Raw genomic sequence first — 7,757 nt, forward strand, 5'->3', positions numbered from 1 at the left:
ATTATGACTACTGTCATGATCGATGATCTCCTCCCGCACGTTGAAAAGCCGCCACGTTACCTCGGTCAGGAGATCAATAGCGTTCACAAGTCGAAGGAAGAGGTATGGTTAAGAGCTGTTCTGGCTTTTCCTGATCTTTACGAGGTGGGGATGTCCCATCTGGGTACCCAGATCCTCTACGGTCTCGGCAACACGGTGGAAGGTGTGCAGGTAGAGAGGGTCTTCCTTCCCCAGCTTGACATGCTGGCTATCCTGAAGGAGCGGGGAATTCCCCTTTTCTCTCTGGAGAGCCGTACCCCCCTTTCCGAGTGCCACGTCATCGGCATCACTCTTCAGTCCGAGCTGACCTACACCAATATTCTTGCCATCCTGGAGGCGGGCCACATCCCCATCAGGGCTTCGCAAAGATCCGGGAGCGATCCGCTGATTATCGGGGGAGGGCCGTGCGCCTTCAATCCTGAGCCCATTGCTGAGTTCTTCGATCTCTTCCTTTTGGGGGATGGTGAAGAGGTCTGGCCGCTTGTGCTTCAAAACCTCAGGGAAATTGCAGAGCAGGGAGGTTCCCGGAAACAGATGATCGCGGTGGTGAAAGAGCATCCGGGGATTTACGATCCATCCGATTTTGGCGTTAACTATGCGGATAATGGAAAAATCGACAGGATTATCCCACGGGGGAGTACTCGGAAAGTCATCAGGGCGATGTGTCCGAACCTGGATATTGTTATACCTCCCCACTCTTTCCCTGTACCGTACGTGCAGCCGGTCCACGATCGTTTGAACATCGAGGTCAGCAGGGGATGCACGCGGGGATGCCGTTTCTGTCACGCAGGCATGGTCTATCGCCCGGTGAGGGAACGATCCCGTCGAACAGTCCTGGAAATGGCCGCAAGGGGACTGGAATCCACCGGGTACGAGGAACTGGCTCTGACGTCCCTGAGCATTGGCGATTATGGTCCTCTGGACCCGCTGTTAAAAGACCTCATGGATACCTACGGGGAGGATCGTATATCCATCTCTCTTCCGTCTATGAGGATCGGGGGTCTGACGCCTGAGGTGGCAAGGCAGATTCAGAGGGTCAGGAGGACCGGTTTTACCATCGCGCCCGAGGCTGGGACCCGGCGGCTCAGGAAAGTCGTAAACAAGGATTTTTCTGACGCTGAGATCCTCAGAACGGCGAAGTGGGTGTTCGAACGGGGTTGGGATTCCGTGAAACTCTATTTCATGATCGGGCTTCCCACCGAGTGTGCCGAGGACCTCGACGGTATCGTAAACCTGGCAAAGGCGATAGGAGCCATGAGGCCGGGAAGGGGGCAGGTAACGGTGAACCTCTCCCCCTTCGTTCCCAAACCCCACACCCCGTTCCAGTGGGCCGCCCAGGACCCTGAGCACGTCCTGAAGGAGAAGCTCGATCATCTTCGAAAAAACCTTAAGGGCGGGAAGATTCGGGTTCGTTGGGGAAGGACCGATCAGGCACTCCTCGAAGCCGTATTGGCACGGGGTGACCGGCGCCTGTCCCGGGTGGTGGAGAGCGCCTGGCGGAAGGGAGCTCTTCTCGATGGGTGGGATGAGCACTTTTCCTGGAATACCTGGATGGCGGCTTTTGAGGAGGTGGGTCCAGACCCCCGCTGGTACGCGGAAAGAGAGCGTGCCGAGGATGAACCCTTCCCGTGGGATCACCTGTTCTCCGGAGTATCAAGACAGTACCTGTTGAAAGAGTATCATCTGGGACTTGCGGGTGAGGTTTCGGATGACTGCAGAGGGGCAGGATGCATGGCATGCGGGGTCTGCACACCGGAACAGAAGAAAAATATCCCGGCCTTGAGAAATTCAAGTAAGGTGGATGGGTCTCCGCAGCCGGATGTGTATGTCATGGAACCGGAGAGACCCCATCGGAGAGTCAGGTTTATCTTCCAAAAGGTTGGAGATATGCGCTTTCTCGGGCACCTGGAGACGATGCATGTATTCGAGCGAACCGCCAGACGGGCGAATGTTCCACTGGCCTTTTCGGGTGGATATCACCCGAAGCCCAAAATAACCTTTGCCCTCGCCCTGCCGGTGGGGGTGGAGGGAGAAAGAGAATGGGCGGATTTCGAACTTCAGGAGAGCTGGGACCCGCAGCGACTCCGGGATGCCATGAATCGGTTTTTGCCGACAGGACTGAAGATTCTACTGGCATGGAAAACCCCTCTGGATGGACAACCCCTGACGGGCCGGGTTTCATCCATGGGATATCGAGCCGAGTTCCCTGAGCCGGTTGATGATCTGTACAACCGCATTGAGGCACTCTCGAAAAGCGGCGATGTTCCGGTGGTGCGCGAGGGCAGGGAAAAGATTAAAACCCTGAACCTGAAAAATTACCTCCAGGCCATGGAGGCATCGGGAGATGATACCGTCTGTTTTACCCTTGCCATGCAGAAAACCAGCGGCAGTATTCGACCCGGCGAGGTTCTCCGCGCACTGATGGGAAAAAACGTCCTGATTGACGGTGTCCGGATTTTCAGGACCTGGCTGCGCCTTTTGGTGGTGGAAGACAAGTCTGGGGGGAGGCCGGGGCTTGCTCGAATCTGGGACTAAGCCATTATGGGTTCGGCGGCAACAGCCGGATTTTTCAGTTTTCCTTGGACGTATCACATTTTAACTGTTAATCTTTAAAATGGTGTTTGAGTAACGATCATTTTTTAAAGAAATGCGCGCGTGCGCATATTAAAGATATGGAATCTGTCTGGCATGGGGGTCTTTTGCTGAGACAGGCGAGAGTTTGTAGCAGGATGTTTGGTTTTTTTGGGGTTAGGGGTTAATAGTGGCATATTCGCAAAAAGCAGTTTCCGCAGTTTTTTTGGAGCCGGAATCCGTTGTCGTTTTTCCGGCGTCGGTTGGACACCCCCGTCATTTCCGTCGCCGAATCAAAACCGGTTTCACCCCCATTACGGTTCAAGCACTTCGTGCCTGAACCGCCTGATGGACTTGGCCAGGTCCATCAGGAACCTCTTGCCGGGTTTGCCCGGCTGCACCCTCTCCCGTCCACAGTAAAATCCCGCATGCCATAGAAAACCCGTTGTTTCCGATCAGACATGATTTGGAAGGATCAGGGGACCGAGGGCTTCGTCAATGGGATTAGAAATCGTTATCAACTCCAACGAGTTTGAGACAAGGGTCGCCATCCTGGAGAATCGGCATGTCCAGGAGATCTTTTTGGACAGAGCCAAAGACAGGGGTATCAGCGGCAACATCTACAAGGGAAAGGTGATCCGTGTCTTGCCTGGAATGCAGGCGGCCTTTGTTGAAATCGGCCATGAGCGGGCGGCCTTCCTGCATGCTTCCGATATTGTCCTCGACATGAGCGAATATTCCGAAATGGTAGGGGAAGAGGATCTTGATGGTCCCGATGGTGTCCGGGTGATTACCGCCTCCGGGCACGCCATTGAGGACCTTCTCAAGGAGGGGCAGGGTATCCTTGTCCAGGTGACCAAGGAACCTATCGGAACCAAGGGCGCCCGCGTTACCGCCTATATCACATTACCCGGCCGGCTTCTGGTTCTGATGCCGACCTTGTCCAAGATAGGTGTATCACGACGCATACGGGATCCCGAGGAGCGCACCCGTCTTCGCGAGATTGTCACAATCCTTCAGCCCAAGGGGGTGGGGTTTATCGTCCGAACCGCCGCAGAGGGCGCATCCGAGGTTGAAATCAAGAAGGATATGGATTTCCTCGTCCGCCTTTGGGACACCATCAGGAAAAAGAAGGGAAGGTCAAGAGCGCCCAGCCTGCTTTACGCCGACCTGGATCTTTCATTCCGGGTCCTCCGTGATATCTATGGATTCGAGATCGCCGCCGTATATGTTGATTCCAAGGATGAATACAAAAAAATCCTGGATTTTACCAAGAAGTTCATGCCGAATTTAAAATCGACCGTCCAGCTCTTCGAGGGGAATGAGCCCATTTTCGAGTACTTCGGCGTTGAAATGGAGATCAACAGGGCTCTTGGAAAGAAGATCTGGTTGAAATCCGGAGGGTATATCATCATTGATCAGACCGAGGCTCTGACCGCCATTGACGTGAACACCGGCCGCTTCGTGGGGAAGAGAAATCTCGAAGAGACTATCGTCAAGACCAATATGGAGGCCCTTTATGAGATCGTATACCAGCTTCGGCTGCGCAACATAGGCGGTTTGATCATCATCGATTTCATCGATATGGAAAAGTACTTCAATCGCAAGAAAGTCTTCACGGCTATGGAGGAATCCCTGAAGAAGGACAGGAACAAGACCACCATCCTTCAGATCTCTGAACTGGGCCTGGTTGAGATGACCAGAAAAAGAACCAGGGATAATCTATCATCTATTTTGTCCGAGCCGTGTCCATACTGCGAGGGAAAAGGGACCGTTAAGTCCCTGCGAACCATTGTATATGAGATTTTCCGCCAGGTTCACCGGGAGGCCGCAGTCCTCGAAGGTAAAAGGATCATCATCGTGGTTCATCCCAAAGTCGCGGACCTGCTGTATGGAGAGGAGGGAGAATTTCTCGAAGGACTGGAGAAGCAGATAAAGAAAAAGATCGTGGTCAAGACGGACTATAACGTGCACCAGGAACAGTATCAGATCATGGGACTGTAGCATGATCCGGCATTAGACGCGGAATGTTGAACCGGCAGACCCGGAATCTGGAACGTGGAACCTGGAGTGGCCCTTCCGCTTGTTGACAAGAGAGGCCGGTTTTGATAACAAATCCTGTTCCTGCATCGTGTTTTACGTGCTGTCGTAATCCTGCGGGCGTAAGGCCGTAGTATTCAATTAAGTAAAAAGCCATGGGTGGATTTTTACGACCTTGTCAAAGTGGAGGCTGGAAGTTATGTATGCCGTTATCGAAACGGGCGGTAAACAGTATCGCGTCAACGAGGGTGATGTCGTCCGGATAGAGAAACTTGCCGCCGATGTCGGATCCGAGGTATCGTTTGACAGAATTCTTATGGTTGGTGAGGGAAGCGATCTTAAGGTTGGTACACCCCTCGTGGATGGAGCGAAGGTCAGGGCCAAAATTGTTGAGCAGGATCGCCACAGGAAGATCATCGTTTTTAAAATGAAGCGGCGCAAAAACTATCGTCGTAAGCAGGGCCACAGACAGGATTACACCGGCGTCCGCATTGAGAAAATCGAAATTTGATGACTTCGTAAAAAGTCACGAATGGACTTTTTATGGCCCTATCGAACGGGCAGTAGGAAAAGAGGTTAGGGTATGGCTCACAAGAAAGCGGGTGGAAGTTCCAATAACGGAAGGGACAGCAGGTCCCAGCGCAGAGGTGTGAAACGCTTCGCCGGTGAAATGGTTCGTGCCGGCAACATCCTGGTCCGACAGTGTGGAACGAAATTCCATCCAGGCGTCAATGTGGGGCTCGGAAAAGACTACACCCTGTTTGCGAAGGTCGACGGTATAGTCAAGTTCGAGCGCAAGGACAAATCCCGCAAGCAGGTCAGCGTCTATACTGCTGAATAATCCAGAAATATCCTCCCCTGTGCGATGAGATTCATCGATCGCGTAAAGATACGTGTGGAGTCCGGGGCTGGAGGAAACGGTTGCGTCAGCTTTAGACGGGAGAAGTATGTTCCCCGCGGAGGTCCCAATGGTGGTGATGGGGGCCGAGGCGGGGATGTTGTTTTCCGCGTCGATTCTCACCTTTCAACCCTCATCGATTACCGTTATAAAAGAGAATATAACGCCCCCAACGGGGGGCACGGTATGGGATCCCGGATGACGGGAAAGGATGGCAAGACTCTTGTCCTGGATCTCCCGCCGGGAACACTGGTGACCGATGCCATAACCGGCCAAATGGTGGTGGACCTGACGGAAGGGGAGTATACTGTCGCCAGAGGCGGCAGGGGAGGCAGGGGAAACGCCCGGTTTGCCACACCGACGACGAGAGCCCCCAGGTTTGCGGAGGAGGGGAGGCCCGGTCAGGTCAGAGACCTCGTACTCGAGTTGAAGCTCATCGCTGATGTGGGGATTGTCGGCCTTCCGAATGCGGGGAAATCCACCCTTATTTCCACAATTTCCGCGGCCAGACCCAAGGTCGCTGATTATCCATTCACCACACTTGTTCCGAACCTTGGCGTTGTAAGGATGGAGGACCACAGGGGGTTCGTTGTGGCGGACGTCCCGGGTCTTATTGAGGGGGCTCATGAAGGCATCGGACTGGGGCACCGGTTTCTAAGACATGTGGAAAGGACATCGGTGCTTCTCCACCTGATAGGAATGGCCCACACCGATGGAGACCCGGTGGAGGCGTACCGGACTGTTCGACGGGAACTTGAGGCCTATGGGGAGGAATTGGGACGAAAAAGCTTTATTGTGGCATTCGCCAAGGTGGATCTCCTTGATGACATGTCCAGGCAGGAGACCGCCAGGAAATTTTCTGAGGAAACAGGTTTGAAAGTCCACATGGTGTCTGCCGCCACGGGGGAGGGGTTGAAACCGCTTCTGGGCGAGCTCGTGGAATTTGCAGAAAAGGCCAGGGAGAAGCAGGTTTAATGAACTCGCAGAGAGAAAATATTCTCCGGGATCGCCGAAGGATTGTTGTCAAGCTTGGCAGCATGGTTCTGGCCGGTCCCGGCGGTGGGGTGGATCAACGGCTCATCGGCTCTCTGGCCGATGAAATCACTGATCTGGCAGCAAAGAAGTATCGTTTTATCATCGTCAGTTCCGGGGCTATCCTTATGGGAATGCATCAACTGGGAAGAAGGGAATCGCCCAGAGTCCTTAAGGTAAAGCAGGCATTGGCCGCAGTGGGTCAGGGGCTGCTCATGAACGCCTACGAGACCGCCTTTTCCCGCCACCGAATTACGGTGGGGCAGATGCTTCTCACAAGGGACGACCTGGAAAATCGCCGGCGCTTTGTTAACGCACGGAATACCCTGGAGACATCCCTTAGATTGGGAATAATCCCCATTATCAATGAGAACGACACAGTCGCTGTTGATGAGATCCAGTACGGTGACAATGATTTTCTCTCCTCTATGGTGGTAAACCTTACCGATGCCGATCTCCTGGTGATTCTGACGGATATCGCCGGCCTGTACGACCGCGACCCGAAGTTGGGTGATGGCCATCTTATTGAGGTTGTGGACCAGGTGAACGACACTGTTTTCCGGATGGCGGGCGGTCCTGGTGAGGCCGGGTCCGGCGGGATGTCATCCAAGGTGCTGGCTGCCAAGAGGACCGCCCGGATGGGGATTCCCACGGTCATCGCGGATGGCCGGTCCAGCGGCATTCTCACCCGGATACTTGAAGGTGCCCCTGAAGGGACGCTCTTTCTCCCGGCTTCGGAGAAGCTGGCGTCGAGAAAGCATTGGATCGCCTTCGTCGGCGGGATCGGCGGAACTCTGGTCCTGGACGATGGGGCCGTAAAGGCTCTCGTTGAGGACAAAAAAAGTCTCCTTCCCGCCGGGATACTGGAGGTGCACGGGAGTTTCGAACAGGGCTCCCTTGTCCGGTGTGTGGACCGGAACGGGGAGGAGATTGCCCGGGGCGTCACCTGCTTTTCCTCGGGTCAGATTCGAAAGATCATGGGAAGGCACAGCCAGGAGATCGAGCCGATCCTGGGGGCTTGCCCAGGCACAGAAGTTATCCACAGGGACGATCTTGCCCTTGGGGGACGTAGTTAAGTTGTTAAGTTGTTTCTCCAGTAACCTAACAACTTAACAACTTAACTACGTCCCCCAAGGATGGGAGAACTGTAATGCAAATAAATAATATGATGAGAGAG

At 54.1% G+C, this 7,757-nt stretch carries 6 protein-coding genes; all 6 read left to right on the top strand.

Features of this window, described 5'->3' with window-relative positions:
- Positions 1-3: 3 nt before the first annotated feature.
- Positions 4-2,574: a TIGR03960 family B12-binding radical SAM protein gene (locus GXP52_02370; GenBank protein ID NOY86130.1), complete on the top strand. Its 2,571-nt coding sequence runs from the start codon at positions 4-6 to the stop codon at positions 2,572-2,574.
- A gap of 534 nt (positions 2,575-3,108) precedes the next feature.
- Positions 3,109-4,614, top strand: a complete 1,506-nt coding sequence (locus tag GXP52_02375; protein ID NOY86131.1) for an Rne/Rng family ribonuclease — start codon at positions 3,109-3,111, stop codon at positions 4,612-4,614.
- A gap of 235 nt (positions 4,615-4,849) precedes the next feature.
- Entirely contained in the window at positions 4,850-5,161 is a 312-nt protein-coding gene (gene rplU, locus GXP52_02380; GenBank protein NOY86132.1) for a 50S ribosomal protein L21, read from the top strand.
- A gap of 72 nt (positions 5,162-5,233) precedes the next feature.
- Positions 5,234-5,491, top strand: a complete 258-nt coding sequence (gene rpmA, locus GXP52_02385) for a 50S ribosomal protein L27 (protein ID NOY86133.1) — start codon at positions 5,234-5,236, stop codon at positions 5,489-5,491.
- Positions 5,492-5,515: 24 nt separating this feature from the next.
- Complete coding sequence (gene obgE, locus GXP52_02390; protein ID NOY86134.1) at positions 5,516-6,523, top strand: GTPase ObgE; 1,008 nt, start codon at positions 5,516-5,518, stop codon at positions 6,521-6,523.
- On the top strand, positions 6,523-7,656 hold the full coding sequence (gene proB, locus GXP52_02395) for a glutamate 5-kinase (protein ID NOY86135.1): 1,134 nt from the start codon (positions 6,523-6,525) through the stop codon (positions 7,654-7,656). Before obgE ends, proB begins: the two co-directional genes overlap by 1 nt.
- The last annotated feature ends 101 nt before the right edge of the window (positions 7,657-7,757 follow it).

It is taken from the genome of Deltaproteobacteria bacterium (assembly GCA_013151915.1).
Lineage (GTDB): Bacteria > BMS3Abin14 > BMS3Abin14 > BMS3Abin14 > BMS3Abin14 > BMS3ABIN14.